This window comes from Maritimibacter alkaliphilus HTCC2654 (assembly GCF_000152805.1).
Lineage (GTDB): Bacteria > Pseudomonadota > Alphaproteobacteria > Rhodobacterales > Rhodobacteraceae > Maritimibacter > Maritimibacter alkaliphilus.
In genome coordinates, this window is record NZ_CH902578.1 from 1,989,960 (window position 1) to 2,014,992 (window position 25,033).

The 25,033-nt window shown below is 65.3% G+C and carries 23 protein-coding genes and 1 tRNA gene; 8 read left to right on the forward strand and 16 right to left on the reverse strand.

Annotated elements, in window-relative coordinates; all coding sequences use genetic code 11:
• Positions 1-110: 110 nt before the first annotated feature.
• Positions 111-929, forward strand: a complete 819-nt coding sequence (gene map, locus RB2654_RS10750; protein WP_008331338.1) for a type I methionyl aminopeptidase — start codon at positions 111-113, stop codon at positions 927-929.
• Here map and RB2654_RS10755 read toward each other — a convergent pair.
• Both RB2654_RS10755 and RB2654_RS10760 read right to left on the reverse strand, forming a co-directional pair.
• Positions 920-1,795 carry a DUF2189 domain-containing protein gene (locus RB2654_RS10755; RefSeq protein WP_008331339.1) on the reverse strand — a complete coding sequence of 292 codons (876 nt, stop codon included), beginning with the start codon at positions 1,793-1,795 and terminating at the stop codon, positions 920-922. The genes map and RB2654_RS10755 overlap by 10 nt on opposite strands.
• A 135-nt stretch (positions 1,796-1,930) precedes the next feature.
• Entirely contained in the window at positions 1,931-2,263 is a 333-nt protein-coding gene (locus RB2654_RS10760) for a hypothetical protein (protein WP_040884724.1), read from the reverse strand.
• A gap of 131 nt (positions 2,264-2,394) precedes the next feature.
• Between RB2654_RS10760 and RB2654_RS10765 the strand changes: the two genes are divergently transcribed.
• Complete coding sequence (locus tag RB2654_RS10765) at positions 2,395-3,309, forward strand: oxygenase MpaB family protein (protein ID WP_008331342.1); 915 nt, start codon at positions 2,395-2,397, stop codon at positions 3,307-3,309.
• Position 3,310: 1 nt separating this feature from the next.
• Here the strand turns inward: RB2654_RS10765 and RB2654_RS10770 are convergent, their stop codons facing one another.
• The 3 genes from RB2654_RS10770 to RB2654_RS10780 are packed head-to-tail and all read right to left on the reverse strand — an operon-like array spanning position 3,311 to position 5,741.
• Positions 3,311-3,961 carry an HAD family hydrolase gene (locus RB2654_RS10770; protein WP_008331343.1) on the reverse strand — a complete coding sequence of 217 codons (651 nt, stop codon included), beginning with the start codon at positions 3,959-3,961 and terminating at the stop codon, positions 3,311-3,313.
• Positions 3,958-4,521, reverse strand: coding sequence for a 16S rRNA (guanine(966)-N(2))-methyltransferase RsmD (gene rsmD, locus RB2654_RS10775; protein ID WP_008331344.1), 564 nt, complete (start codon positions 4,519-4,521; stop codon positions 3,958-3,960). The genes RB2654_RS10770 and rsmD overlap by 4 nt, the downstream gene beginning before the upstream one ends.
• Entirely contained in the window at positions 4,518-5,741 is a 1,224-nt protein-coding gene (locus RB2654_RS10780) for an NAD(P)/FAD-dependent oxidoreductase (RefSeq protein ID WP_008331345.1), read from the reverse strand. The genes rsmD and RB2654_RS10780 overlap by 4 nt, the downstream gene beginning before the upstream one ends.
• Positions 5,742-5,818: 77 nt before the next feature.
• Between RB2654_RS10780 and RB2654_RS10785 the strand changes: the two genes are divergently transcribed.
• Positions 5,819-6,307, forward strand: a complete 489-nt coding sequence (locus RB2654_RS10785; protein ID WP_040884726.1) for a peroxiredoxin — start codon at positions 5,819-5,821, stop codon at positions 6,305-6,307.
• A 123-nt stretch (positions 6,308-6,430) separates the two neighbouring features.
• Here RB2654_RS10785 and RB2654_RS10790 read toward each other — a convergent pair whose 3' ends face one another.
• The 7 genes from RB2654_RS10790 to RB2654_RS10820 form a co-directional block, all read right to left on the reverse strand.
• Complete coding sequence (locus RB2654_RS10790; RefSeq protein ID WP_008331347.1) at positions 6,431-6,817, reverse strand: DUF302 domain-containing protein; 387 nt, start codon at positions 6,815-6,817, stop codon at positions 6,431-6,433.
• Positions 6,818-6,867: 50 nt separating this feature from the next.
• Entirely contained in the window at positions 6,868-8,031 is a 1,164-nt protein-coding gene (locus tag RB2654_RS10795) for a GNAT family N-acetyltransferase (RefSeq protein ID WP_008331349.1), read from the reverse strand.
• 31 nt (positions 8,032-8,062) lie between these two features.
• On the reverse strand, positions 8,063-8,830 hold the full coding sequence (locus tag RB2654_RS10800; RefSeq protein WP_008331351.1) for a glycerophosphodiester phosphodiesterase family protein: 768 nt from the start codon (positions 8,828-8,830) through the stop codon (positions 8,063-8,065).
• The gene (locus RB2654_RS10805) at positions 8,827-9,288 is read right to left on the reverse strand and encodes a RidA family protein (RefSeq protein WP_008331353.1); all 462 of its coding nucleotides are present in this window, start codon (positions 9,286-9,288) and stop codon (positions 8,827-8,829) included. Before RB2654_RS10805 ends, RB2654_RS10800 begins: the two co-directional genes overlap by 4 nt.
• 54 nt (positions 9,289-9,342) lie before the next feature.
• The gene (locus tag RB2654_RS10810) at positions 9,343-10,728 is read right to left on the reverse strand and encodes an HlyD family type I secretion periplasmic adaptor subunit (RefSeq protein WP_008331355.1); all 1,386 of its coding nucleotides are present in this window, start codon (positions 10,726-10,728) and stop codon (positions 9,343-9,345) included.
• Positions 10,728-12,476, reverse strand: a complete 1,749-nt coding sequence (locus RB2654_RS10815) for a type I secretion system permease/ATPase (RefSeq protein ID WP_008331357.1) — start codon at positions 12,474-12,476, stop codon at positions 10,728-10,730. The genes RB2654_RS10810 and RB2654_RS10815 overlap by 1 nt, the downstream gene beginning before the upstream one ends.
• Before the next feature lie 100 nt (positions 12,477-12,576).
• Positions 12,577-14,778, reverse strand: coding sequence for a transglycosylase domain-containing protein (locus tag RB2654_RS10820; protein ID WP_008331359.1), 2,202 nt, complete (start codon positions 14,776-14,778; stop codon positions 12,577-12,579).
• A gap of 268 nt (positions 14,779-15,046) precedes the next feature.
• On the opposite strand from RB2654_RS10820, the gene RB2654_RS10825 reads away from it, so the two are divergent.
• Positions 15,047-15,385, forward strand: a complete 339-nt coding sequence (locus RB2654_RS10825; protein ID WP_008331361.1) for a P-II family nitrogen regulator — start codon at positions 15,047-15,049, stop codon at positions 15,383-15,385.
• A gap of 25 nt (positions 15,386-15,410) precedes the next feature.
• Positions 15,411-16,763 (forward strand): ammonium transporter, encoded by a 1,353-nt coding sequence (locus tag RB2654_RS10830; protein ID WP_008331362.1) that lies wholly within the window; start codon positions 15,411-15,413, stop codon positions 16,761-16,763.
• 160 nt (positions 16,764-16,923) lie between these two features.
• Here RB2654_RS10830 and RB2654_RS10835 read toward each other — a convergent pair whose 3' ends face one another.
• The 3 genes from RB2654_RS10835 to RB2654_RS10845 all read right to left on the reverse strand — a co-directional run bounded on the left by RB2654_RS10835 (position 16,924) and on the right by RB2654_RS10845 (position 19,143).
• Positions 16,924-17,622, reverse strand: a complete 699-nt coding sequence (locus tag RB2654_RS10835; RefSeq protein ID WP_008331365.1) for an intradiol ring-cleavage dioxygenase — start codon at positions 17,620-17,622, stop codon at positions 16,924-16,926.
• Between the two features lie 84 nt (positions 17,623-17,706).
• Positions 17,707-18,372, reverse strand: coding sequence for a GntR family transcriptional regulator (locus RB2654_RS10840; RefSeq protein WP_008331367.1), 666 nt, complete (start codon positions 18,370-18,372; stop codon positions 17,707-17,709).
• Between the two features lie 30 nt (positions 18,373-18,402).
• The gene (locus RB2654_RS10845; RefSeq protein WP_050772035.1) at positions 18,403-19,143 is read right to left on the reverse strand and encodes a M48 family metallopeptidase; all 741 of its coding nucleotides are present in this window, start codon (positions 19,141-19,143) and stop codon (positions 18,403-18,405) included.
• Between the two features lie 120 nt (positions 19,144-19,263).
• On the opposite strand from RB2654_RS10845, the gene RB2654_RS10850 reads away from it, so the two are divergent.
• From RB2654_RS10850 to RB2654_RS22415, 3 genes are all read left to right on the forward strand, one after another.
• Positions 19,264-19,596 (forward strand): TIGR02300 family protein, encoded by a 333-nt coding sequence (locus RB2654_RS10850; RefSeq protein WP_008331371.1) that lies wholly within the window; start codon positions 19,264-19,266, stop codon positions 19,594-19,596.
• Between the two features lie 207 nt (positions 19,597-19,803).
• Positions 19,804-19,879 (forward strand) — tRNA-Ala (locus RB2654_RS10855).
• Between the two features lie 261 nt (positions 19,880-20,140).
• A complete protein-coding gene (locus RB2654_RS22415; RefSeq protein ID WP_050771956.1) occupies positions 20,141-24,421 on the forward strand; it encodes a beta strand repeat-containing protein in 4,281 nt (1,426 codons plus the stop codon).
• Positions 24,422-24,537: 116 nt separating this feature from the next.
• Here the strand turns inward: RB2654_RS22415 and RB2654_RS10865 are convergent, their stop codons facing one another.
• Entirely contained in the window at positions 24,538-25,002 is a 465-nt protein-coding gene (locus RB2654_RS10865; RefSeq protein ID WP_040884728.1) for a hypothetical protein, read from the reverse strand.
• Positions 25,003-25,033: the final 31 nt, after the last annotated feature.

Consider the following 25,033-nt stretch of genomic DNA (forward strand, 5'->3'; position numbering starts at 1 on the left):
AATGCCGTGGATACGAATACAGCGAGCCTAAGTGGCGGCCCGGCGTCGCGCAAGGCGCCGCATCCGTTGTGTCCCGCGCCGTTTCTGCCTATTTAGAGGCCAAACCACGCATGGAGCATCCTTTGGATACCAAGACCCGCATCACCCGAGAGGGCATCCGCCTGTACGAACCCGAGGATTTCGCGGGGATGCACAAGGCGGGAAAACTGGCGGCGGAGATCCTCGACCGGGTCATTCCGCTGGTGGAGCCGGGGGTGACGACGGGCGAGCTGGACGCGGCGATCGAGGCGATGGTGAACGAAGCCGGCGCGACCTCGGCCACGATCGGTTACAAGGGCTATGAACACGCCTCCTGCATTTCGATCAACCATGTGGTCTGCCACGGTATTCCGTCGGACAAGAAGCTCAAGGATGGCGACATCCTGAACATCGACGTCACCGTGATCGTGGACGGCTGGTTCGGGGACACGTCGCGCATGTTCGTCGCGGGCAAGATGCCGCGCAAGGCCGAGCGGCTGGTGGACGTGACGCATGAGGCGCTGATGCTGGGCATCGAAGCGGCCAAGCCGGGCAACACCTTCGGCGACATCGGCTTCGCCATTCAGAGTTTCGTCGAAAAGAACCGCATGTCGGTGGTGCGCGATTTCTGCGGCCACGGGCTGGGACAGGTGTTCCATGCACCGCCCAACGTGCTGCATTACGGTCGCCCCGGCACTGGGCCGATCCTTCAGGAAGGCATGTTCTTCACCATCGAGCCGATGGTGAATCTGGGTCGTCCCGAAACCAAGGTGCTCGCCGACGACTGGACCGCGGTGACGCGCGACAAGAGCCTGTCGGCGCAGTTCGAGCATTCCATCGGGATCACCGCGGACGGGTGCGAGATCTTCACGCTCTCGCCCGCAGGGAAATTCCACCCGACCTACGCCTGAGCCTCACCCGGCCAGAAGACGAGCCGCTGGTAAAGGTGCCATGTCGCATGGCCCAGGATCGGCAGCACGACGACGAGACCCAGAAACATCGGAATCGACCCCAGCGCCAGAAGCACGGCGACGATCAGACCCCAGACCAGCACGGGCACCGGGTTTTCGCGGGCCGCACGGATCGACGTGGCGATGGCCACAGGCATTCCCACCGGGCGATCGGCCAGCATGGGCGCGGCGACGAAGGTCGTGACCAGCGTGACGAGCGCGAAGACAAAGCCCACCGCCATACCGATCACAATCATCTGCCAGCCACCGGAGGTGGTGAACACGTCCGTCGCGAAGGCGGTCAGGCTCGCCGGAACCGCCGCCCCCATCGTCGCCTCGTGGATCATGTCCGCGAAGAACACCCAGACGGTGAACAGCAGCACGAGGTAAAGCGCCAGTGTCAGCATCGGCCCGACCACATGGCTGCGCGCGGCATAAAAGGCGTCACCCCATGTCACGGCCAACCCCATCTCGCGCCGCTTCGACATCTCGTAAAGCCCGACACAGGCCACGGGGCCGAGGATCGCGAACCCGGCGGCCATGGGGAACAGAAGCGGGGCGAGCGCGGCGTTGAAGGCGAACCCGGCGATCAGCAGACCGACAATGGGATAGGCGATGACGAGGAACATGACGTCGGTGCGAAACGCCGCGAAGTCGGCCACCCCACGCCTCAGCGCGATGCGCAGGTCGGCGAGCGTGATCTTGCGGACCACGGGCATGGTCAGATCGTGACTGCCGATGGTCTCGATCCCGTGTTCGACGCTGCGCGCCCCCTGCCCGAGCGCCCCGATCCCGAAGGACAGTGGATTTCCGATGGTCTTTGGCATGGCTTCCTCCTCAAGTCCGTGCACGAGCGGACCGAAGGCGGCGCGATGGTATGACCGTCCCGCGTCGGGCTCCGGTCCATGCTGCCATGATAGCACGCGGCGGTCGCGGCTGCTCTCACGTTTAGGGGAAACAGGTTAAGGGCGGGTCAGGTCGATCTGACGATAGGGGGCGAGGCCCGGAATATCCTCGGTCACAGGCTCCGCGACCACGCCGCCGAACCGCGCCTCGTGCACCTTCACCCGCCGCCCGTCGATGCGGGCGATCACGCTGCCGCACACGGTCCAATCCTCTTCGCCCGCGCGTCGGAACATGAACCCGCCCGACAGGCTTTCGTTCGCGAATTCAAGCGGTTGCCCCTGTCCGTCCACCGCGCGCGCCCGGCATACGTTACAGAAATGCCAAGGGTATCGTGCGAAGGCCCTGAGCCGCGTGCCGCAGCCGGGACAGAAATGATCGGGCATCGTCATGGCATCATCCAACGCTGCAAATCCGCGCCTGTCCAGCGCTTGCCCTTGGGTCACCCTTGATCGGTTGGGACGCTTGCCCCGAAGCTGGCGGGTAAGGAAGGACCGATGGCCGACAACGGAGGACGCGGCCTATGGAACCTGTGAAGTCATACCTCGGCTGGAATCTCGATTTCACCGAACCCAAGGGCGAGCCCGCGCTGTGCGCGCCGGACTCGATATCCTGGACCGTCTACAAGAACCCCATTTCGCTCGCCATCGGCGGGGTGGCGGCCGTTCTGCTCGAATTCGCGGACGCCCGGATCAGGTCCGGCGTCTGGGATCATTCCGTCTACCCCACCGACCCGCTGGGCCGCTCGCGCCGCACCGGGCTGGCCGCGATGGTCGGGATCTACGGCCCCGAAAGCGCCGCGCGTCGCGTCATCAAGGGCGTGAACAACATGCACGCGCGGGTGTCGGGCAAGACGCCCGCAGGTGAGGCCTATGCGGCCACGGATGTCGAGCTTCTAGATTGGGTAAGTGCCACGGCGGCCTACGGCTTCATGATGGCCTATGACCGTTACGTGACGCCCCTGAGCTATGGCGAGAAGTGCCAGTTCTACGTGGAAAGCGTGCCGGTCGTAACACTCTATGGCGTCAAGTCGCCGATCCGCAGGCCCGAGGATTTCGCGGCGATGTGCCAGTCGCTCCTCCCTCGGTTCGAGCCGCACCAGATCAACCGCGACTTTCTGGAGATCATCAAGTCGGGCAAGGCCGCACGCGGTGTGCCAAAGGGGCTTTACGTGGCCATCGCCAACGCGGCGGTCGGGCTGTTGCCGGGCGAGGTTCGGCAGCGGCTAGAGTTGGGGGCCGAGTTCGATCTGACGCTCCCCCAACGGTTGTCGCTGCGGCTGGCGGCCAAACTGGCCAACACCGTGCCCGCCAGGAACAGCCCCGCCGTGGGCGCCGCGCGGCGTGTGGGCCTGCCGGATAATTTCGCGTGGAAAAGCCCGGCGGCGAAGGCGCGTATCCTCGCGGATCGCGGTCAGGCCCCGGTGTCGGCTGAGTAGGTCAAAGGCCCAGACGCCGCCCCACATCCGCCATGCTCGTCGCGATCTCGACCCCGAGTGCGGCGAGCGAGTCCGGCACGTGGCCCGGCGCGAAACCGATCACGCGCATTCCTGCGGCCAGCCCGCCCCGGCACCCCGTGGCGCTATCGTCGATCACGACGCAGCCCTCGGGCGCGACGCCCAGAGCCTCGGCGGCCATGAGGTAAAGATCGGGCGCGGGTTTGGGCGCACCGATCTCCTGCCCCGAATACAGATGATCCTTCAGCCGCGCCCAGACGCCGGGATGCTGGCCCAGCGTCGTGCGCATCTTGCGCGTGGTCCCGTTCGAACCGACCGCATAGGGGATGCCCGCCGCATCCAGCCGGTCGAGCAGATCACCGACGCCGGGAAACAGCGCCGTGCCCTCGGCCAGCCGGACATAGAGTTTCTCGTAGAACCCATCGACCCAATCGGGCGGAAACCCCGCACCCATCCGCCGCGCCTCATCCGCCAGCGCCGCGATGGTGGAGCCGACGAACAGCCGCTCCATCTCATCCCGGTCGAGCGGTAGGCCGTGGGCGGCGAATTCCGCTTCCAGCAGGTCGAATCCCGCTGGCTCACTGTCGACGAGAACCCCATCGCAGTCGAAGAGGACGGCAGCCGGGCGTGTCATTCCGCCACCGTGCAGATGCTGATGGTCGTGTCGCCGTACCGGCGGCTGTCGATGAGTTGCACGCCGGCGGGCGGCGTGACCGGCCCGCTTTCCTCCCACACCACGCAGGCCCCCGGCGCGATCCAGCCGCCCTCCATCGCGGCGGAAAGCGCCTTGTCCCCCAGCCCCTTGCCATAGGGCGGGTCGAGGAACACCAACGTCGCGGGCGTCTCGGTCGCGGGGGCGAGCCGCGTGGCGTTGCGTGCGACCAGCCTCGCCTGCCCCTCGGCCCGGCATTTGGCGATGTTCTCGCGGATCAGCTTCTGCGCCACGCGCCCGTCATCGACGAAGGTGACCTGCGCGGCGCCACGCGACAGCGCCTCCAACCCCAGCGCGCCGGTGCCCGCGAACAGGTCGAGCACCACCGCATCCGTCACCGGATCGCCGAAGCGCCCGCCGGTCAGCATCGAAAACAGGCTCTCTCGCACACGGTCGGTCGTGGGGCGCAGATGCGCGGCGGCATCGCCCTTGCCGACACTGGCCAGCGCCAGCCCGCGATGCTGCCCCGCGATGATCCTCACGCCTTGAGAAGCGCCTTGAGGTCGGTCTCGGGGTTGCCCACGGCCTCCGGGTCAGGGCTCTTGCCGCCTTCGATCAGGCGCTTGCCGACCATATAGGCGCGCGGGTCGTTCATCGCATCGACCGCGACCAGCGTCTCGCCCGCGTAATACCAGTAACTGACCGAGGTCTTGCCGTCCTCGGTCCCGTCATCGCGGGTGACGACCCGGTCATACCCGGTGTTCAGCCCGGCGATCTGAAGCTTGGTGTCGTACTGGTCCGACCAGAACCACGGCTTCGCGATGTAATCCTTGCCCGCGCCCAGCATGTTCTGGGCCACCACTTCCGCCTGATCGATGGCGTTGCCAACGCTTTCGAGCCGGATACGCTCGCCCTTGTAGGGAAACGAGGCGCAATCGCCCGCGGCAAAGATCGACGTGTCCGACGTGCGCCCCTGCGCATCGGTCTTGATCCCGTTGTCAATGGCAAGCCCGGCGGCATCGGCCAGGGCCACGTCCGGCTTGATCCCCACGCCGACAACCACAAAATCCACATCGATGGTCGAGCCGTCGGTGAGTTCGGCGCCAGAGACATGCCCCTCGCCCGTCAGCTTCGACAAGCCGACCTCTTCGAGAATGGTCGCGCCGTGCGCCTTGTGCAGCGCACGGAAATATTCCGACGTCTCGGGGGCCGCCACACGTTGCAGAATGCGTTGCGCCATTTCGACGATGGTCACCTGCATCCCTTTCTTGGCGGCGACCGCAGCAGCCTCGAGCCCGATGTAGCCGCCGCCGATCACCAGCACGCGACGCCCCTCGGCGAATTCATGCGCCATGGCATCCACATCCGCGAGCGTGCGCACGGTATAGACACCGCCCAGATCGCCACCGATGGCCGCCGGCAGCCGGTTGGGCAGCGATCCGGTGGTCAACGCAAGCTGGCCGTAGCCCAGCGTTTCGCCATTCTCAAAGGTCACCGTCTTGGCGACGGGATCGATCCGCTCGACCCGCGTGCCGGTCTTCAGGTCGATGTCGTGCTCGGGGTAGAAGCTTTCGGGCCGGAGGTAGAGCCGCGACAGCTCCATCTCGCCCAGAAGATATGCCTTGGACAGGGGCGGGCGCTGGTAGGGCGGCACAGGCTCTTCCCCGATCAGGGTGATGCTGCCCTCGAATTTCAGGTGCCGCAGCTTGGCCACCAGTGCTGCCCCGGCCTGCCCGGCCCCGATTACGACGATATCCGACATTTTTACTTGCCTCTCCCACTTTGGTCCGGACCATATCGCCAGCCGTAATCAAATGGCAACGCGAACAGGAGGACGTTATGACGATTGCAGTGGGTGACACGCTACCCGAGGCCACTTTGATGAAACTCGGGGAAAAGGGACCGGAACCGGTCGAGCTTTCCGCCCTGACCTCGGGACGCAAGGTGGTGATCTTCGGCCTGCCCGGCGCCTTTACCGGCACATGCACCACGGCGCATGTGCCCAGCTTCATCCGCAACATGGACGCGCTCAAGAACAAGGGCGTGGACGAGGTTGTCTGCGTCTCCGTCAACGATCCCTTCGTGATGGGGGCCTGGGGTGCATCGACCGGCGCCAACGACGCCGGCATCACCATGCTGGGCGACGCGGAGTGCAAATTGACCGAAGCGATGGGCCTCAGGTTCGACGCCCCGCCCGTGGGTCTCATCGCCCGGTCCAAACGCTACGCGCTGATGGCGGACAACGGGGTGGTGAAGGTCTTTCAGGCCGAGGAAAACCCCGGCGTCTGCGATATGTCGGGCGGCGAAGCGATGGTCGAAGCCATCTGACCTTTTTCCGGTCTCAAATATCTCGGGAGAGCGCGAGAGGGCTGGCCCTCTCGCACACCGCGCTGTCCTACCGCAAGGTGGGACAGCGCAAATCATGCGCGGCGCTTGCGCCGCACCATTTCCTCAGATCGCCGCGATCACGCCCAGAAGCATGTCGCGCACCTGACCTGCGACACCCTTGAGGTCCGCGTTGTCGATGCCGGACATCGAAGCGACGGGATCGACCGCCGACACTTCGACGCCGCCGTCCACCTCGCGCAGGATCACGTTGCAGGGCAGCATCGCGCCCACTTTCGGCTCCATCCCGATCGCCTCCCAGGCCATGTTCGGGTTGCAGGCGCCGAGGATGCGGTAGCCGTCCATATCCTTGTCGATCTTCTTCTTCATCGTCGCTTTCACGTCGATTTCGGTCAGCACGCCGAAGCCCGCGTCACCCAGCGCCTTGCGGGTGCGGGCATCGACGGTTTCGAAATCGGCATCGGTGATGGTGCGGTCGAGGGTATAGGCCATTCGGTCCTCCATATTCGTTATTTCGAATGTGGGGGCCGGACCGCGCCGCGTCAACCGCGCTTGAACGGTCCCATCGAGGTCAGGATCTCGATATCCTCGTCCACCGCGCGCGCTTCCTGTTCGCAGAACTCCGCGACCGCGCGCCGGAACCCGGGGTCACCGATCCAGTGCAGCGAATGGGTCGTCACGGGGCGATAGCCGCGGGCGAGCTTGTGGTCGCCCTGCGCGCCCGCTTCGACCCGGCCCAGCCCGTGTGCGATGGCATAGTCGATGGCTTGATAATAACAGAGTTCGAAGTGCAGACTCGGATGGTGCTCGGTGCAGCCCCAGTAGCGGCCATAAAGCACGTCGCGCCCGATGAAATTCAATGCGCCCGCGACGGGGTGCCCGCCCCGCATGGCGAACACCAGCAACACGTCGTCGCGCATGGTCGCCTGCACGTCGTCGAAGAAGGCCCGCGTCAGGTAGGGCGAGCCCCATTTGCGCATCCCGGTGTCCTGATAGAACACCCAGAACGCGTCCCAGTGCTCGGGTTTCAGAGCGTCGCCGGTCAGCGCCACGATCTCGCCCCCGAACTCCTGCGCCGTGCGCCGGTCCTTTCGGATCGCCTTGCGCTTGCGCGATGACAGCGTTTCGAGGAACGCGTCGAAGTCGGTGAAATCGTCGTTGAACCAATGATACTGGCTGTGCGTCCTGTGGATCAGCCCCATCGCTTTGCCCGCGATGGCCTCGGCCTCGGTGCAGAAGGTGACGTTGAGCGAGGATATCTCGTTGTCCGCCGCGACCTGCACCCCGCCCTGAACCAGCGCCGCCGTGGCTTCGGCCTCGGCCCCCGGCTTGACCAGAAAGCGCCGCCCCGTCGCGGGCGTGAACGGCACCGCGACCTGAAGCTTCGGGTAATAGCGGCCCCCCGCCCGCTCATAGGCATGAGCCCAGCTGTGATCGAACACGTATTCGCCCTGGCTGTGCGACTTGGCATACATCGGCGCGGCACCGATCATTCCCGCCTCGTCATGGGCGGTCAGGTAGAGCGGTTGCCAGCCGGTGCCGGGTCCGACAGACCCGGACCGCTCCAGCGCGGCGAGGAAGCGGTGGGTCGTGAACGGGTCGTCGGGCCGCAGGCTGCCTTCGGGACAGGCGCAGGCATCCCAGTCGGCCGGGTCGATCGCGTCGATACTGTCATGCGTGCGGATTTCGATGGCGCGTTGATCCATGGGCCGATGTGACGCGGCGGTGCGGTAAGGGTCAAGCGGGGAGCGCGGCGGCGTAGCCCTCGAAGGTCACGTTATCGGCGACCTCACGCGCTTTTGTCTCGGCCTCGGGCGAGCGGATCGTCCAGCACAGCACGGGCGTGCCCTTCGCCTTCAGATCGGCCACCACACCCGAGGTCAGATCGCGGGCATCATGGCTGATGAACGATGCCCCGACGTGGTCGTAATCCGGGATACGGGCAAGAAGCGTGCGCACCGTGGCGTTCAGAAGCGGCCAATCGTCGGCGTCATAGGCACAGGTGGTCAGGCCGCGCGGGGTCTCCGGCGCCAGCCGGGCCATTTCGCTGACGGAATGGGGATTGAACGACATCACGGCGACCGGCCCCGTGTATCCTGCGAGCGCACCGGCCACCGCGGCCTCCAGAGGGCCGATGTTGGCCCCCATCGCGCCGTCCTGATCCTTGATCTCGATGAGAAGCGGCACCTGACCGGCCACGATGCCCAGCACCTCCGCAAGGGTCGGAATGCCGTCGTCCGCGCCGAGCAACGGGATCGCGCCCAGCGCACGCGCCGTCTGTTGCGCCACGGGGCCTTTTTGCGCCGTCAGCCGACCGAGGTCGTAGTCGTGAAACACCATCGCGACGCCATCGCTGCTGAGTTGCACATCGCATTCGATGCCGTAGCCCGCCGCGACCGCGGCACGGATCGCGGCGCGGGAGTTTTCGGGGCGGCCCGCCGACACGTCATGATAAGCGCGGTGGGCCAGTGGCGCGCGCAGGAAGACGTCGGGAAGCGCGGTCATTTGATGCGGAAGATGCCTTCGATCTCGACCGCGCAGCCGAACGGGAGTGAGGCCGCCGACACCGCCGAACGGGTGTGACGACCGGCGTCGCCCAGAGCTTCGACTAGGAAGTCGGAGGCGCCGTTCACGACCTTGGGCTGGTCGCCGAAATCCGGCGTCGAATTGACGAACCCGGTCAGTTTGACGACCTGCACCAGACGATCCAGATCGCCGCCGCAGGCCGCCTTGACCTGCGCGAGCAGGCTGATTGCACACAGGCGCGCCGCCGCCGCGCCGTCTTCGGTCGCCATGTCCGCGCCCAGCTTGCCGGTGACGAGCGTGCCGTCCTGCATCGAAACCTGGCCCGAGACATAGACGATGTCGCCCACGACGTGCCACGGAACGTAATTCGCCGCGGGCGCCGGGGCGTCGGGCAGGGTGACGCCGAGATCGGACAGTCGGGATTCGTAAGTGCTCATGCGGGCCTCCTTGGTTGGCGGCACGCTAGCGCGGGGTGGGACCGGGTGGAAGGGTCAGCTTTCGCGGAACGCCTTGTTGAAGTAATCCGCCAGCGGTTTGACGAGATAGGCGAGCGGGCTGCGGTCCGCCGTGCGCAGGTAGCTTTCCACAGGCATACCGGGCACCAGCACGGTGCCCTCCGGCAGCTTCTCGACCTCGCCATCCTCCAGCGCGATGCGCACCCGGTAGAAGCTGCGCCCGGTGTTCTCGTCGGTCAGCGCGTCGGCCGAGATCGTCATCACCCGCCCGATCAGTTCCGGCGTGTTGCGGCGGTCAAACGCGGCCAGTCGCAGGGTCACCTCCTGCCCGACGTGGATTTCGTCGATGTGGATCGGGTCGACCTGCGCCCCGATAACGAGCGCCTGATCCTGCGGCACGATGTACAGCAGCGGCTGGGCCGAGCGGATCACCTCGCGTTCGGCGAAGACCTGCATCGCATGGATGGCTCCCGAAAGCGGTGCGCGAATGTCGAGGCGACCGAGTTGGGCAATCAGGGCGCGGCGTCGTTCGGCCAGTTCCAGCTCCTGATAACCGAGGTCGCGCAGGTTCTCGATCGCCTGTTCGCGCCGGGCCTGACCCAGTTTCAGAATCTCGATCTCGATCTCGGTGATGCGCCCTTCGTTCTGGGCGATGGCGGCGGTAAGTTCGCCGCTCTGCCCTTCGAGCGCGGCCTTGTCGCGTTCCAGCGCAAGCACGACCGAAGACTGGACGAGGTTCCGTTCGAGCAGCGAGCGTTTGTTGACCAGTTCTTCGGAAATCAGCCGGAGTTGCGTTTCGAGAGCCGCCTGCTGCGCGGCGATCCCTTCGTTCTGGCTGGAAATCTGCGACATGCGCTTGCGCAACTGCTCGGTCTCGGAGGCGAGGCTTTCGCGGCGCTGGTCGAAAAGCCTTTGCTGACCGTCCATGAATTCCTGCGCGTCGGGATGCACCCGCGCCTCTTCGACGATCAGGTCGTCGAATGTGATCTCGTCGGTCCCGTCGCGTTCGGCCTCGAGCCGCCCTCGGCGCGCGACAAGTTCGAACAACTGGTTCTGGACGATGGTGAGTTCGGACTGAAGCTCTTCGGGGTCGAGCCGGACCAGAATGTCGCCCGCCTCGACGATATCGCCCTCCTTGACCTCGATGGACTGGATCACGCCGCCGTCGGGGTGTTGGACGACCTGACGGTTCTGTTCGCTCTCGATCCCGCCGGGCGCGATGATCGCGCCGGAAATATCGGTGGTCACGGACCATGTCCCGAAGCCGCCCACGAGGATCAGAAGTGCGAGCAGTCCGACGACCATGTGTGTGCGGGCCGACCATGCGCGGGCCACGTCGTCCCCCCAGCCGGGCTGGGCGGACTGTGCAGGTTCGACCTTGGCGAGTTTGGTCGGTTTCGGGTCGGTCAGGTTGCGTGCCATCAGGCGACTCCTCCGCCTTTGCGCTGCGCCGCGCTGTCCTCGATCTGGGCGGCATTCTGCACCGTGCGCCGCAGCACTTCGTCACGCGGCCCGAAGGCGCGCGGCATACCGTCGTCGAGGACCAGAAGTTTCTCGCACTCCTGAATGGCCGATGGGCGGTGCGCCATGATGAGCACGGCACCGCCTTCGCTCTTGACCGCGCGCACGGCCTGATTGAGCGCCTCGCTCCCCTCGTTGTCGAGGTTGGCGTTGGGCTCGTCCAGCACCAGCACGACCGGATCGCCGTAAAGCGCGCGCGCCAGACCGATCCGCTGCAATTGTCCACCGGACAGCAGACCGCCCGCCCCTTTCACCGGCGTGTCGTAGCCATCGGGCAGACGCAGGATCAGGTTGTGGGCCGCCGCCTTTTTCGCCGCCTCGACGACCTTGGCATCGTCCGGCGTCAACGACAGGCCCGCGATATTCTCGGCGATCGTTCCGTCGAACAGGCGGACACGTTGCGGCAGGTAACCGATGTGCTGCCCCAAGGTCGCCGTGTCGAACTGGTCGAGCGATGCGCCATCCAGGCGCAGGCGCCCGCCCGCCGGGTTCCAGACCCCGGTGATCGCGCGTGCCAGCGTCGACTTGCCTGCCCCGGACGGTCCGATGACGCCCAGCGCCTCGCCCGGCTGGACGTCGAAATTCACCATGCGGAGCGAGGCCTGCGTCGTACCCGGCGGCACGACCGTCAGGTTTTCGGCGGTCAGCACCGCTCGGGGGCGCGGCAAGGCGGTTCGCGGACCCGGGCGCGCCACTTCGGACAACAGCGCCGACAGGGTGCGCCAGGCGCGGCGCCCGGCCTGAACGATCTGCCATTGGCCGATCAGAAGGTCGACGGGGGCCAGAGCGCGACCTAGCAGGATCGAGGCCGCGATCATGACGCCCGGCGTCACATGCCCTTCGAGCACCAGATAGGCGCCAAGGCCCAGCATGGCCGACTGCAAGAGCAGGCGCAGGGTCTTGGAGAGCGAGGTATAGGCGCCCGAACGGTCGGCGGACAGGATCGCATCGGCGAGGGCCGCGTGGCGCTGGCGATACCAACGGCTGAACGCGGCGTCGGACATGCCCAGCGCGCGCACCATCTCGGCCTCGCCGCGCAGTTGTTCGGCCACATTGTCCGACTGCATGGTCGCGGCATTCGCCTGCCGCGCGGGGGCGGAGGTCGATATCTGGTTCAGGATCGCGATGGTGACCAGCACCCCACCCCCGACGAGCGCGAGAATGCCCAGATACGGGTGGAACAGAAGGATACCCGCCAAAAAGACCGGGGTGAACGGCAGGTCGAACAGCGCGCCGAACACCGGCGACGACAGGAGCCGCCGGATCGCTTCGAGTTCTTTCAACCCGTTCTCGCTATTGCCCGACTTGCGGTTCGTGCGCGAGTCGTAGTCCAGAACCGCCGTGAACACCCGGTGATCGAGCTTGGCCTGAAACTTGGCCCCGATCCGGGCCAACACCCGGCCCCTGACGAAATCGAGAATGCCCATCATCGCGAACAGGAACGCCATCAGGATCGTCAACGCGATCAGCGTTTCTTCGGACCGGCTGCCCAGAACGCGGTCATAGACCTGAAGCATGTAAAGCGGGCCGGTCAGCATCAGCACGTTCATGAAGACCGAGAAGATGCCGACGGCCCAGAACAGGCCCCTGTTCTCACGAAGGACCGCGCGGAGTTCAGTGCGTCCGGAAACTGTCGTATCGAGGCTCATGTGCCCTCATCACCTTGCAACCCGAGAATAGGCGGGCGCTCCCCAATAACTGGTTAACGCGCACGGTCATTCCCGTCATCGGCAAATTGGACGGATTGGCTCAATTGATCCCGAGTATGTTCTGGATGACACCGATCAGGCTGTCTTCGCGCGGACGGTTGTTGTTGTTGCCGCCGTTGAAGATGTTTCCGGGGTTGAACGTCTCGGCGGGTGTGTCCTGAACGACGACCGGGGCCACCTCGGGCCGGATCATCGGAAGCGGACGGGGCGGCAGGTCGGCATGGACCCGTTCCATCACCTCTTTCCAGATTTCGGCCGGAAGCCCGCCGCCGGTCACGCCCTTGAGCGGCGTGTTGTCGTCATAGCCCATCCAGACACCGGCCACGTAATCCGCCGTGAACCCCACGAACCACGCATCGCGGGCCGATTGGGTGGTGCCGGTCTTGCCCGCAGCCTCGCGGTCGGACAGCTTGGCGCGCTGGCCGGACCCGGCTTCGATCACCTGATTCATCATGTAGACGAGTTGTTCGTTCGCAGCGGTCTGGATCACGCGTTTGCCGATCCCGCCCTCCTGCTCCATCAGCGGCTGGGATTCACCAAGAAGCGACAGTTCCGTCAGGCCGTAGGGCACAACCGCAGAACCGCCGTTCAGGATGCCCGCGAAAGCGCCGGTCATCTGGAGAAGCGTCGTCTCGGACACCCCCAGCGCCAGCGCGGGGCCGGCGGCCAGATCGCTCTCGATGCCGAAATAGCTCGCGACCGTCCGCACGTTTTCGCGCCCCACGTCCTCGGACAGTTTCACCGCCGGGATGTTGAGCGAGTTCTGAAGCGCCGTCGTCAGGGTGACGGGGCCGTAGTATTTCCGGGTGTAGTTCTGCGGCGACCACGGGCCGGAGCCGGGGACGTTGATGGTGATCGGCTCGTCCACGATCACGTCGGCATAGGACCAGCCGAGGTCGAGCGCGGCGGCGTAGATGAACGGCTTGAAGGCCGAGCCGGTCTGGCGCATCGCCTGCGTCGCGCGGTTGAAGGCGCCCGACACCTTGGTCTTGCGCCCGCCGACCATCGCGCGGACCGCGCCGTCCGCGCTCATCACCACGATCGCGGCCTGCGCTTCGGACCCTTCGGACACCTTGGTTTCGAAGATATGGGCCAGCGCCTCTTCGGCGGCGGTCTGGATCTTCTGGTCGAAGGTCGTCTTGATGATGACGTCCTCGGTCGTGTCGCGGGTCAGGAAGCTCGGCCCCTCGCCCATGACCCAATCCGCGAAATACCCGCCCGCCTTGCGCTCGGCCGCTTCCGACAGTTGTGCGGGATTGGCGCGGGAATATTCCGCATCTGCTTCGGAAAGGTAACCCTGCTGCTCCATCAGCTTGAGCACGGTCAGGGCACGGGCCCAGCTGCGATCCATGCTGCTGGTTGGCGAATAGGTCGAAGGCGCGGTGAGCAGACCTGCGAGCGTCGCGCTTTCCGCCGGGCTGAGTTCGGCGGAGGAAATGCCGTAATAGCGTCCCGCCGCGGCCTCGGCCCCGTAGGAGCCACCGCCGAAATAGGCCCGGTTCAGGTAGATCGTGAGGATGTCGTCCTTGGAGAATTTCAACTCCAGCGCCATCGCGTAGATCGCCTCTTTGGCCTTGCGGGCAAGCGACGAGCGGCGGCAATCGGCCTCGTATTCCGCTTCGGTCATGCCGGACGAGGAATCGTAGGGCGTGCCGAGGCACAGCAATTTCGCGGTCTGCTGCGTGATGGTCGAGCCGCCATGACCTTCGAGCGGGCCGCGCCCCTCGGCCATGTTGATGCGGATCGCGCTGGCGATCCCGCGCGGGCTGACGCCGAAGTGGCGATAGAACCGCCGATCCTCGGTCGCGACCACAGCATTCTTGAGATGCGGGCTGACGGTTTCGGCCGTGACGAGCCCGCCGAACTGGTTGCCGCGCCACGCATAGGTGTTGCCGTAACGGTCGAGCATGGTGACCGACCCCTTGGCGCGCCCGTCCACGAGCTGATTGAGCGGCGGGATCGTCGTCGAGGTATACCAGACGGCCGCGCCGAGCCCGAGCACGGCGATGATCGCGGTCACGAATCCAAGGCGGAAGACGATACGGAAAACCCAACGGACCAGACCGATGGGCAACGCGAGGATCAGGGGCAAGTTGCGACGGGGTTTGCGCTTGGCCGATTTCCGCGTCTTGCGCGGCGGTTTCCCCGACGGACCCTTGGTCGGTTTTTTCCTTGTTTTCTGCGGCTTTGCATAGCGCTTGTCCGCGACGAGCGGCGGGCGCCGATTTCCGTTCTGTGCCATGTGTCCGCTGTCTCAGCTGCTCTTTTCGGCCCAAGGTAACGACTCGCCGGACCGTTTGCGAGGGCTATGGCGGGAGTCCGCTTAAATGCTGCTTTCTTGTGCGCTCAATTCTTGCACACGGCGCGTGGTTATTGACTAAAATTTGTGCAGTTGCCCACAATGCGGGCACATGGACCCCGTGGATTCCTTGTTGGCCGGGGTCCGCATGCGCTTGCTAAGGGCGTGATTTCGCGCGGGGACACACCCGCATAAATAAAAGGGGAATGACGTGAAACTGATCATTGCAGCGATCAAGCCGTTCAAGCTGGAGGAGGTCCGCGAGGCGCTGACCACCATCGGCGTGCGCGGCATGATGGTGACGGAAATCAAGGGTTTCGGTTCCCAGTCTGGCCACACGGAAATCTATCGCGGTGCGGAATACGCCGTGAACTTCGTGCCGAAGGTCAAACTGGAAATCGTCGTCGAAGACGGGCTTGCCGAGCAGGTCGTCGAAACCATCGCCAAGACGGCCCAGACGGGCAAGATCGGCGACGGCAAGATCTTCACCATGGACGTTTCGGGCGCTCTGCGCGTGCGGACCGGCGAAACCGACGGGGACGCGCTTTAAGCGCGGGAAACAGGGGAACAACGACATGCAACTCAAGAAACTTCTTCCGCTTGGCGTCGCGGCAGCTACCCTGCTGCCGATGGTCGCCTTCGGTCAGGACGAAGGGCCCGCCGCGGGCACCGATGCGTCGTCCGACTCGATCTTCATCTTCAACTCGCTGCTTTTCCTCATCGGCGGTTTCCTCGTCATGTGGATGGCTGCCGGCTTCTCGATGCTCGAAGCCGGTCTCGTTCGCTCCAAGAACGTGACCATGCAGCTCACCAAGAACATCGCGCTCTTCTCGCTCGCGGCGATCATGTACTACCTCATCGGCTACAACCTCATGTATCCGCTGGGCAACTGGTCCATCGGCACCGATGAAACCGGCGGCTACCTCGGCGCCTTCGGCGTGGCGGTACTGGAAGCTGTCGGCGTTGGCCGCGACGCAGCCGACGACTACGGCTACGCCTCGACCGGCTCGGACTTCTTCTTCCAGCTGATGTTCTGCGCCACGACCGCTTCGATCGTGTCCGGTACGCTCGCCGAGCGCATCAAACTGTGGCCGTTCCTGATCTTCACGATCATCCTGACCGGCTTCATCTACCCGATCCAGGCCTCCTGGAAATGGGGCGGCGGTTTCCTCGACAGCCAGTTCGGCTTCCTCGACTTCGCCGGTTCGACCGTCGTGCACTCGGTCGGCGGCTGGGCGGCTCTCGCCGGTGCGCTGATCCTCGGCCCGCGTCTCGGCAAGTATGTCGACGGCAAAGTGACGGCCTTCCCGGGTTCGAACCTGACCCTCGCAACGCTGGGGACGTTCATCCTGTGGCTCGGCTGGTTCGGCTTCAACGGCGGCTCGCAGCTTGCCATGGGCACCGTGGGTGACGTGGCCGACGTGTCGCGCATCTTCTCGAACACCAACACGGCCGCTGCCGGTGGCGCCATCGCCGCCCTTATCCTGACCCAGATCGTCTACAAAAAGGTCGACCTGACGATGGTTCTGAACGGCGCGCTCGCCGGTCTCGTGTCGATCACCGCTGAACCGCTCACCCCGTCGCTGGGTGCCGCGACCATCATCGGTGCCATCGGTGGCGTCATCGTGGTCTTCACCGTGCCGCTGCTCGACAAGCTGAAGATCGACGACGTGGTCGGCGCCATCCCGGTGCACCTCTTCGCCGGTATCTGGGGCACCATCGCGGTGATCTTCACCAACTCGGACGCGACCTTCGGCGGTCAGATCATCTCGATCATCATCGTCGGCATCTTCGCCTTCGTCGTCTCCGCGATCATCTGGTTCATCCTCAAGGCCATCATGGGCCTGCGCGTCAGCGAAGAGGACGAGATGATGGGCCTCGACAAGGCCGAGCTGGGTATGGAAGCCTACCCGGAATTCACCAGCTAAACCTTACTGGACAGTGAAGTGGGAAAGGCCCGGGCAATCGTCCGGGCCTTTTCATTCGGTCCAGCCATGAAAAAGGCCGGGGAATTTCCCCGGCCTTTCTGCTGCGCCCGGTTCGGGCACAGCGCGGAAGGGGGCAGGACATCGCCCTCCCGTTTCCCGTTCAGGCGTCGACGCCCACCACCAGTTGCGCCGCGTAAGCCTCGGACTGCTCACGGATGGCCGCATAGCCCCCGTCGCCCACGCTGCGGGCGATCCTGTCGTTGCGGTTCATCACGTCGCGATCCGCACCGTGGGTGCTGTAGGGCTCGACGGACTGGTAGAAATACTGCGACAGCGCATCGGGAAAGAAGACCTGACTGGTCAGCACGGTGCGCTGATCCAGAAACACCTTGTAGTGGATGTGCGTCGTGCGGCCGGGATACCAGCCGGGATAGATCGTGCGGAACGTGACCACGCCGCGTGCGTCGCTGATCTGGGTGCCGCGCAGGAACGTCTCGCCCTCAGTGTCGCCCCCAGCGTTCTGGGCGTAACCGGAGTAATTCCCCTCGGCGTCGCAATGCCAGATGTCCACCCGCGCGTCCGCTATCGGATCGCATGCGGCATCCACCACTTGTATGGCCATGTCGAGCGGCACGCCGGCCCGACCCTCGGTGATGTCGGCGCGCACGAGGCCGGGGTCGAAGTAATAAGGCCCCTCGGTCGTTTCCGGCATCACCATGCAGACGTTCGGCGCGATGAGGCCCGCCGAACTCGCCTGCGCCCGCGCGGCTCTCGGAAAGACGCCGACGCCGGTCAACACGATGGGGGACGCGGCGAAGGCGGCCAGAAGCTGCCGGCGGGTCGGTGAGGTGTCGGTCATGGCGCTGCCTTTCGTTTGCCTGTCCGACCCTAACGTGGGGGCGGCGGCAGTCCGTCGGCAGGGGCGATTACAGATTTGTAATCTTCACAAGCCCACCAGCATCCGCAGCCCTTGCGTCACATCCGTCCGCACCGCCAGCCGCAGCCCCGGCTCGTCGCCTGCCGCGAGGGCGGCGAGAATCGAACGGTGGTGCTTTTGCAGGTCGGAACGGTCGCGGGACTGATAGAGCGCCCGCATCGTCGGCCCGAGTTGCAGCCAGACGGTTTCGACCATCGCAAGCATCGCGGGGGCCTGCGCGCGCAGATAAAGCGTGCGATGGAATTCGAGGTTCGAACGGATGTATCCCGTTACGTCATGCTTCGCCACGACCTCGGCCACCCGTCCGTTGATCGTGCGCAGCCGCTCGATCAGGGCGTTGTGGGCGCGTGGCAGGGCGCGGGCGGCAAGCTCCGGCTCCAGCAGGGCACGCAGGGCGGCCAGTTCCTCGATCCGTTCCGGGGACAGGTCGGGCGTCGTGACGCGACCCGAGGAGGACAGCGTCAGGGCACCCTCGGCCGCAAGACGCCGCACCGCTTCGCGCGCAGGGGTCATCGAGACATCGAATTCCCGCCCGATGCCGCGCAGGGTCAGGGCCACCCCCGGCTCCATCTCGCCCGCCATGATGCGGCCACGCAGAGTGCGGTAGACCCGCTCATGCGCCGAGGTATTCGGGTCGGGCGGCTGGATCGGAGTGGGGGCTGGCTGGTCCATGCCTATTCGTGATCACAAATTGCGGATTGGTCAATCGCGGAAACGATAGCGGTGGAGCGCCCCGCCCTTTTGCCGCAGCCAGCGACGCTGCGCCTTGTGATCCGGGAACAAGTCCGCGCATTGGCGCCAGAACGCATCGGAGTGATCCATATGGACCATGTGCGACACCTCATGCGCGGCCACATAGTCGAGCACGTCGGGCGGCGCCATCACCAGCCGCCACGAATACATGAGGTTGCCCTCGTGGGTGCACGACCCCCAGCGCGAGCGTGTGTCGCGCAGCGTGACCTTGCCGATCTCGCGCCCGATGGCGGCGGCATGGCGCTCGGACGCCGCGACCAGCCGCTCGCGCGCCGCGACCTTGAGGAACGCGCCGAGCCGGGCCGGGGTCGCCTCGACCCCGCTCGAAGGCACTTCGATCCGGCCGCCCACCTGCGCCACGCCACGGCGGGCGACGGCGACGACCTCGCACATCTGCCCTTCGAACGGAATCAGATCGCCGGGCATCGGGCGAAGCTCGCCCGGCAGGTCGGCAAGATGCCCGCGAATCCAGTCGGCTTTCTCATGCACGAAAGCCTCGGCTTCGCGACGCGGAACATGGGTCGGCAGCGTGAGCGTCACCTGCCCGTCGAGCCGCGAAATCCGCAAGGAGAGGCGGCGTGCGCGGGACGACCGCTTGAACCGCACGGTGACCTCGGGTGACCCGGCAACCCGAATCACGCCCGGCCCCGCATCCGGCACCCCACCGAACAATGCCCGTCTCAGCCCCATTTCCGGCCCCCGCTCGCCCATATCGCCAATGCGGTTTTGAAAGGCTTTGACACCCTCTTGCACATATGGCAGTTGCACCCAGATTCTCGCATGACGACACGATGACGGAAAGGGTTATCCATGCCCAAAGAAGAATGGGGCACCAAGCGCGTTTGCCCAACGACCGGCAAACGGTTCTATGACCTGAACGCCAACCCGATCGTTTCGCCCTACACCGGCGAAGTGGTCGAGATCGACACCGGCAAGACCCGGACGATGGTGGCCGACAAGGCCGACAAGAACTCGCGCAAAGACGATACGCAGAGCGACGACCTCATCGACAACGATGATGACGTGATCGACGACGATGACGACAACGATGTCGATCTGGGCGACGACGTTCTCGAAGACGACGAAGACGACGATGTGTCGCTGGACGACATCGCCGACGTCGCCTCGGACGACGACGAGTGATCGTCTGACATGACGGATCTGGGCCGGGCCGCAGCGCCCGGCCTTTTTCGTTCGCGACGGGCGGTTTTCGACCGCGCAGGCCCGGGAAACCCAGATTTTGCAGGGCCAACCGGCGCGTCGACGCAAAAGCCACCGCGGACAACTTTTTCGCTTGAAACGCATCCCCGCCTCGCCTAAACACCGCGAACGAACGGCACAGCCGTCATCGGGGCCTTAGCTCAGTTGGGAGAGCGCTTGCATGGCATGCAAGAGGTCAGGGGTTCGACTCCCCTAGGCTCCACCAAATCCCCCTCCAAGTCCTAGAAGCGGTTTTCTCGCGCGTTTCGATGCGTGTGCTTGATAGCCCTGCACCCGCGTCGCTACGCCTTCGGCCCTGCACAACCCGTCCCCCCGATCGCCGTCAGCCGGGATGGCCGACCGACGCCAGAGTTGCGGGACACGCTCGTTTCCCTATGCTTGTTAACAGTAACTCAGACCTGAGCGCCCAACATTCCGGGCGCCGCTATTCGAGTTGGAAATGCATTGGTTCGGGGGGGACCGCATTATGGCTGCACGCGTTATCGACCTAACTTTTCTGACCTCGGCGCAGGGGTTCATCATTCAAGGCGACGTGTCCGGCAATCAGGCTGGTTGGAGTGTCTCGAACGCCGGTGACGTGAACGGCGACGGGATCGCCGATGTGATCGTCGGGGCGAGATATGGCGACAACGGCGGCTCGTTCGCGGGCGAAGCCTATGTGGTTTTCGGTAAGACCAGCGGTTTCACGAACATCGACCTTTCGAGCTTCACGCTCGCGGACGGGTTCATCATTCAGGGCGATGCGGCAAACGATCTAGCCGCTTACAGCGTGTCCTATGCGGGTGATGTGAACGGGGACGGCGTAGACGACGTGATCGTTGGCGCGCCCAATGGCGACGACGGTGATCCGAACGCCGGCGAAGCCTATGTCATCTTCGGGAAGACGAGCGGGATCGCGAACATCGATTTGTCGAGCCTGACGCTCGCGGACGGGTTCATCATTCAGGGCGACGCGTCGAACGACTACGCTGGATGGAGCGTGTCATATGCTGGCGATGTGAACGGGGACGGGATCGACGACGTGATCGTCGGCGCACCCTTTGGCGATGACGGTGGCTCGAACGCAGGCGAGGCCTATGTCATCTTCGGCAAGTCGAGCGGGATCGCGAACATCGACCTGACGAGCCTGACGACAGCTGACGGGTTCATCGTTCAGGGCGATGTGGCGAACGACCGGGCTGGTTGGAGCGTCTCGGCTGCGGGCGACGTGAACGGCGACGGGATCGACGATGTGATTGTCGGCGCGCCGACGGGCAGTAATGGCGGGACATACGCTGGCGAGGCTTATGTCATCTTCGGCAAATCGACCGGTTTCACGAACATCGACCTGTCCGCTCTCACGCTTGCGGACGGCTTCGTCATTGAGGGTGACACGGATTTCGATAGCGCAGGAGGCAGTGTTTCAGCGGCAGGTGATGTGAATGGCGACGGCATCGACGATATTGTCGTTGGGGCAGAAAGTGGCGGCAATGGCGGCACAAACGCGGGCGAAGCGTATGTGATTTTCGGCAGGTCGAGCGGCTTCACCAATATCGATCTGACGAATCTGACCCTATCCGACGGCTTCGTGATTCAGGGCGACGCCGCCAACGATCTTGCGGGCGTTAGCGTTTCTTCCGCTGGTGACGTAAACGGCGACGGGATCGACGACCTGATCGTCGGGGCTCGAAACGGCGACGATGGCGGCACGGACGCGGGCGAGGCCTATGTCGTGTTCGGCAAGTCGAGCGGGATTTCAAATGTCGACCTGTCTTCTCTGACCGCTGCTGACGGTTTCATCATTCAGGGCGACATGTCTTACGACCGGGCAGGTTGGAGCGTCTCGGGCGCCGGTGATCTGAACGGTGACGGGATCGACGACGTGATCGTGGGCGCCTATGGCGGCGACGACGGCGGCACCGACGCGGGCGAGGCCTATGTCATCTACGGCGGCTCGGCGACCGGGTTCGGTGGGCGGGTCGGTCTCGGTTCACTGGGCGCGGACTTCGGGTCTTCGATTCAGGGCGGCCCTGCGGACTTGGCCGGTTGGAGCGTCTCCGGTGCAGGCGACGTAAACGGCGACGGGATCGATGACGTGATCGTCGGCGCTTTCGATGCCGACGGCGGGGGCGCGGCGTCGGGAGAAGCCTATGTCGTTTTCGGCAAGGCCGGCGGGATTCCCGAGATTGACCTGACCACACTAAGCCTTTCTGACGGCTTCACAATTCAGGGCGATGCCGCATCCGACTGGGCGGGCTACAGCGTCTCGGGCGCGGGCGACGTGAATGGCGACGGCATCGACGACGTGATCGTCGGAGCTTTCCGAAACGACAATGGCGGCGTCAGTGCGGGCGAGGCCTATGTGGTCTTCGGCAAATCCAGCGGGACCGCGAACATCGACCTGTCCAGCCTCGCGCTATCCGACGGTTTCACCATCCGGGGCGACGCGGCGGGCGACGCCGCGGGCGTCAGCGTGTCCGCAGCGGGCGACGTCAACGGCGACGGCATCGACGATGTGATCGTCGGGGCGAATGGCGGCGATGATGGCGGCAGTGCCGCTGGCGAGGCTTACGTCGTCTTCGGCAGGTCGAGCGGGATCGCGAATGTCGATCTGTCTAACCTGACGTTGGCGGACGGCTTCATCATTCAGGGCGGCGCGACCGACGATCAGGCGGGTTACAGTGTCTCGGGCGCCGGAGATGTGAACGGCGACGGCATCGACGATGTTATCATCGGGGCGCGCGCGGGCACCGACGGCGGATTCAACGCCGGTGAAGCCTATGTGATCTTCGGAAAATCGAGTGGCATCGCGAACATCGATTTGTCCAGCCTCACCGTGGCGGACGGGTTCATCATTCAGGGTGACGAGGCGGGCGATTTCGCCGGTTACAGCGTCTCAGGCGCGGGCGACGTGAACGGAGACGGCTTCGCCGATGTCATCGTCGGAGCCACGAGCGCCGACGGGAGCGGAGGCGTAGCGGGCGAGGCCTATGTCATCTTCGGGAAATCGAGTGGCATCGCCAATATCGATCTGTCCGGCCTTTCGGCTGCGGACGGGATCGTCATTCTGGGGGCCACCGATTTCGATAACGCCGGTTACAGCGTCTCAGGCGCGGGCGACGTGAACGGAGACGGTTTCGACGATTTCATTTTGGGTGCGCCTTACGGCGATGATACGGCGCCTAATGCCGGCGAGGCCTATTTGATCTTCGGCAAAGCGACCGGGTGGGCCGATATCGACCTTTCCGACCTCTCGGCCTCGGAAGGTTTCATACTTCAAGGAGCCAATGGAGACGACCGCGCCGGCACCAGTGTCTCGGCTGCCGGCGATGTGAACGGCGACGGGATCGACGACCTGATCGTCGGCGCGCATCAAAATGACGACGGCGGAGCTCAAGCCGGCAAGGCCTACATCGTCCACGGCCGGGCGCCCACGGCGTCTGCGGATCGCACCGGCACCGACATCGGCCAGCGGATCCTCGGGGGCCATCTGGACGACATCCTGAACGGTCTCGGCGGCGAGGACGATCTGCAAGGGGGCGATGGGGACGACACGCTCGATGGTGGGGATGACGACGATCGGGTTCTGGGTGGCGCGGGTTCGGACACCTTACGCGGCGGGGCCGGGCGCGACTGGGTTCGGGGTGGCGATGACGGCGACATGGTCGAAGGCGGGGATGACCGCGACTGGCTTTTCGGGGACGACGGCGACGACGATCTGGACGGGGGCGAGGGCGCGGACCGGCTCGAGGGCGGGGCTGGCGCGGATGACCTCGACGGCGGCCTCGGGGGCGCGGATCTGGCGGTCTACAAGAAGTCCGCGGCGGGGGTGACCGTCGATCTCGGCGCGGGCACCGGCACGGGCGGCGATGCGCAGGGCGACACGCTCACCGGCATCGAACGGGTGATGGGCTCTGACCATGGCGACACGCTCATGGGCGACGCGAACGCCAACCTGCTCATCGGGCGCGGCGGCGACGACGTGCTGACGGGCCTCGGCGGGCGCGACAAGCTGCGCGGCGACGCGGGTGAAGACGAGCTTTACGGCGGCAACGAGCGCGACGTGTTGGAGGGCGGCGCCGACGACGACATCCTCGACGGCGGCGACGGCGACGACCGGCTCACCGGCGGCGCAGGGGGCGACGACATCGACGGCGGCGCGGGCGAGGACACGGCGCTCTACACCGGGTCGGGGTCGGGGGTGACGATCAGCCTCGCGGCGGGCTCGGCCTCGGGCGGCGACGCGACGGGCGACACGCTGACGGGCATCGAGCACCTGACGGGCTCGGACCACGCCGACACGCTGCGCGGCGACAACGGGGCCAACACCCTGAACGGGCGCGGCGGCGCGGACATCCTGTTCGGCTTCGAGGGCAACGACCGGCTGATCGGCGGCGACGGCGACGACACGCTCCTGAACGGGGCCGAGGGGCGCGACGTCCTGATCGGCGGCGGAGGGCGCGATTTCCTGATCGGCGGGGCGGACGCGGACCGGTTCGTGTTCCGCGAGGGCGACACCGGGACCGGCGCGGCCGCCGACCGGATCGACGATTTCGAGGCCGGGGTGGACCGCATCATCCTGCGCTCCATCGACGCCGACACGACCACGGGCGGCGATCAGGCCTTCACCTTCGGCGGCACGCTGACGCTGAGCCAGTCGGGCGGCGACACCATCATCGCGCTCGACACCGACGGCGATACGGTGGCGGATGCGGAGATCCACCTCACCGGGCTGCTCACGCTCACGGCGGGGGATTTCGTGCTGTAGGGGGCGGGGCGGGGCCAATCGGCTTCCAGGTCATACGCGATGCCGACCGACGGTGTTCGCAGGAACGGCTCAACGCATCGCACTTCACCCGCACGCGTCCTTACGCCGCGCAGCCGTCAGACCTGTTTCCGGGCTGGGCCGTCCTTTAACACCTCGAGTTGACCCACAAGCCCGGGCGGCGTTTCGGGCATGAGGCCCGACACCCAGCTTTCCACTTCGTCGGGACGTTCCGACACGAGCGTCTTGGCCTCGGAGGTCACGTCCGAAAGGGCCGAATAGACCAAAGCCAGTCGGACCTTCGCCTGCGCTTCGACACTGTCCACCAGATAGGCGCAATTGACGTTGGTTATGCTCTTGTCGACCGTGCTTTTGAACATGGCGTGGCGCCGCATTTCCGCGTCCGTCAGGCCCGACAGATCGACCCCCCTGAGGTCGATGATGATCGTCTTCAAGGGGGGCATGTCGACGTCGTCGAATGGCGCTCCCCCGCTCAACAGGGCCCGGAATTCATCAAGGCTGAACGGGTCACGCACGCGAAGATGGTGAACGCCGAAGTCGCGCAGATACGTGTGGTCTATCATCCGTTTGCGTCCTGCATCCCGCGCCGATGCG

Coding starts and splice junctions, on each gene's coding strand:
- map (WP_008331338.1), top strand. CDS start 111: ATGGAGCATCCTTTGGATACCAAGACCCGCATCACCCGAGAGGGCATC.
- RB2654_RS10800 (WP_008331351.1), bottom strand. CDS start 8,830: ATGACCGCGCTTCCCGACGTCTTCCTGCGCGCGCCACTGGCCCACCGC.
- RB2654_RS10770 (WP_008331343.1), bottom strand. CDS start 3,961: ATGACACGCCCGGCTGCCGTCCTCTTCGACTGCGATGGGGTTCTCGTC.
- RB2654_RS10760 (WP_040884724.1), bottom strand. CDS start 2,263: ATGACGATGCCCGATCATTTCTGTCCCGGCTGCGGCACGCGGCTCAGG.
- RB2654_RS22415 (WP_050771956.1), top strand. CDS start 20,141: ATGGCTGCACGCGTTATCGACCTAACTTTTCTGACCTCGGCGCAGGGG.
- RB2654_RS10780 (WP_008331345.1), bottom strand. CDS start 5,741: ATGTCGGATATCGTCGTAATCGGGGCCGGGCAGGCCGGGGCAGCACTG.
- RB2654_RS10790 (WP_008331347.1), bottom strand. CDS start 6,817: ATGGCCTATACCCTCGACCGCACCATCACCGATGCCGATTTCGAAACC.
- RB2654_RS10865 (WP_040884728.1), bottom strand. CDS start 25,002: ATGATAGACCACACGTATCTGCGCGACTTCGGCGTTCACCATCTTCGC.
- RB2654_RS10815 (WP_008331357.1), bottom strand. CDS start 12,476: ATGAGCCTCGATACGACAGTTTCCGGACGCACTGAACTCCGCGCGGTC.
- RB2654_RS10765 (WP_008331342.1), top strand. CDS start 2,395: ATGGAACCTGTGAAGTCATACCTCGGCTGGAATCTCGATTTCACCGAA.
- RB2654_RS10830 (WP_008331362.1), top strand. CDS start 15,411: ATGCAACTCAAGAAACTTCTTCCGCTTGGCGTCGCGGCAGCTACCCTG.
- RB2654_RS10845 (WP_050772035.1), bottom strand. CDS start 19,143: ATGGGGCTGAGACGGGCATTGTTCGGTGGGGTGCCGGATGCGGGGCCG.
- RB2654_RS10795 (WP_008331349.1), bottom strand. CDS start 8,031: ATGGATCAACGCGCCATCGAAATCCGCACGCATGACAGTATCGACGCG.
- RB2654_RS10850 (WP_008331371.1), top strand. CDS start 19,264: ATGCCCAAAGAAGAATGGGGCACCAAGCGCGTTTGCCCAACGACCGGC.
- RB2654_RS10785 (WP_040884726.1), top strand. CDS start 5,819: ATGACGATTGCAGTGGGTGACACGCTACCCGAGGCCACTTTGATGAAA.
- RB2654_RS10755 (WP_008331339.1), bottom strand. CDS start 1,795: ATGCCAAAGACCATCGGAAATCCACTGTCCTTCGGGATCGGGGCGCTC.
- RB2654_RS10835 (WP_008331365.1), bottom strand. CDS start 17,622: ATGACCGACACCTCACCGACCCGCCGGCAGCTTCTGGCCGCCTTCGCC.
- RB2654_RS10805 (WP_008331353.1), bottom strand. CDS start 9,288: ATGAGCACTTACGAATCCCGACTGTCCGATCTCGGCGTCACCCTGCCC.
- RB2654_RS10820 (WP_008331359.1), bottom strand. CDS start 14,778: ATGGCACAGAACGGAAATCGGCGCCCGCCGCTCGTCGCGGACAAGCGC.
- RB2654_RS10840 (WP_008331367.1), bottom strand. CDS start 18,372: ATGGACCAGCCAGCCCCCACTCCGATCCAGCCGCCCGACCCGAATACC.
- RB2654_RS10810 (WP_008331355.1), bottom strand. CDS start 10,728: ATGGCACGCAACCTGACCGACCCGAAACCGACCAAACTCGCCAAGGTC.